The sequence below is a fragment of the Psychrobacillus sp. MER TA 171 genome, assembly GCF_023713305.1.
In the GTDB taxonomy this organism is placed as follows: domain Bacteria; phylum Bacillota; class Bacilli; order Bacillales_A; family Planococcaceae; genus Psychrobacillus.
In genome coordinates this window covers 1-1,848 of the sequence record NZ_JAMAWN010000046.1, presented here as the reverse complement: position 1 = coordinate 1,848, position 1,848 = coordinate 1, and the positions used below count along the sequence as shown (strand labels likewise).

1 protein-coding gene is annotated in these 1,848 nt (G+C 37.6%); it reads left to right on the top strand.

The window, feature by feature from the left end:
- The first annotated feature begins 126 nt into the window (after nucleotides 1-126).
- Entirely contained in the window at nucleotides 127-1,674 is a 1,548-nt protein-coding gene (gene istA / locus M3627_RS20300) for an IS21 family transposase (RefSeq protein WP_342568204.1), read from the top strand.
- Nucleotides 1,675-1,848: the final 174 nt, after the last annotated feature.

The window sequence follows — 1,848 nt, the reverse complement described above, 5'->3', positions numbered from 1 at the left end:
TGTAAACGCTAAAATAAAATGGACAGTTGCTGCTAAATAACATTGAACACTTTCGCTAATCTAATAGATTTTCAGTAAACTATATATATTCGTTTATTGGGGGTCAGACAAGTGGAGGGAAAATTAGTGCTTTATTTAGAAATTCATCAACTAGCCAAAAGAAACTTAACAGTTTCTCAAATTGCAAATCAGTTTAAAGTATCTAGAACGACAGTGTATAAATATTTGGAGATGAGCTTTGAAGAGGCGATACAACAATTTGAAGAAGGTAAAACAAGGAAGAAGAAATTAGATGAGCATCTAGATTGGATAGTTGCCTGGTTGGAGGAATATCCACACCTAAGTGCAGCTCAGATTAAAGATTGGTTATTAGAAAAGTTTCCAAGCCTAGAGATTGGAGACAGTACTGTTCGATTATATGTTCAAGAAGTCAGAGAGAAATATCAAATTGAAAAGACGAAACAAACAAGGCAGTATGAGGCAATACAACAACAGCCTATGGGAAAACAGATGCAGGTTGATTGGGGAGAAACAAAGCAGAAAACGGTAAGTAAAAGAGAAATAAAACTTTACTTTATCGCGTTTGTTTTGGCGCATTCACGCCACAAATACATGGAATGGCAAGATCGACCATTTACAACAAGAGATGCGATTCGCTGCCATGAAAACGCCTTTCACTTTTATGGGGGAATGCCTAACGAAATTGTATACGATCAGGATCATTTACTTTCGGTTAGCGAGAACGCTGGTGATTTAATTCTGACTACCGATTTTCAATCGTATGTGAAAGAACGGAATTTCAGGGTTCATTTATGTCGTAAGGCAGACCCTGAATCAAAAGGAATGATTGAAAATGTCGTTAAATTTATCAAAGGAAACTTCGCAGATAGTCGAGTTTTTAAAGATATTGATGACTGGAATGAACGAGCACTTCAATGGCTCGAACGAACTGGGAATCACAATGTGCATAACACAACGAAAAAAAGACCCGCAGAAGTGTTTCTCCTCGAAAAGCAACACTTACAACCGGTCTCTAGCTTACTTTCAATAGAAAGTATGAATGAGTCTAGTATAACAAGAAATGTAATGAAGGACAACACAGTCAGATTTGAGTCTAATCGATACTCCGTACCGATAGGTACTTACAAAACAAAAGGAAATAATCAGGTGTTCCTTGAAGTAAAAGGCTCCAATAACAAGCAGTTGGTTATCAGAAGTAGTAAGAATCGTGAAGTCATTGCCAAACATACAATCAGCAAGGAGAAGGGTATTCTTATTAAGAATAGAAATCATAGTAGGGATCGATCTAAAGGTATCGAGGCTTTAAAAAAGGGGCTTTTATCGACATTTGAAGAGGAAGAAAAAGCGAAGGCGTACATAGAGAAAGTGCTCGAGAAATACCCACGTTATCGTCGAGATCATTTAGAAATTTTCCGTTCGGTTTCAATAAACGATTCCACTTGGTTAGATAAGGCGCTGGAGAAATGCATCAATGAAAATTTGTATAGTGCGAATGATTTTAAAGACGTTGTACTTTACCTAAAAAAACAATCTCAACAGGAACCATTACTTTCCTTAGAACAGGAGAAACGGCTGATTCATAAAGTAGATATACCAGTTGGAACACGTCCTTTAAGTACGTACACAAGCATTTTAGGAGGCGAACTTTCATGAATCATACGGTAAAAGAAATTCAGAGCCAGTTCAAACTATTACGCTTAGCCGAAACAGCCGAGGAGCTTCCACAGCTCCTTCGCGAAGCTGAGAAATCCTCATGGACCTATTTAGAGTTCCTAGAGGCCATTACCCACTTTGAATTGAAGAAAAGAGAAGCTAAGAGTGTGGAAA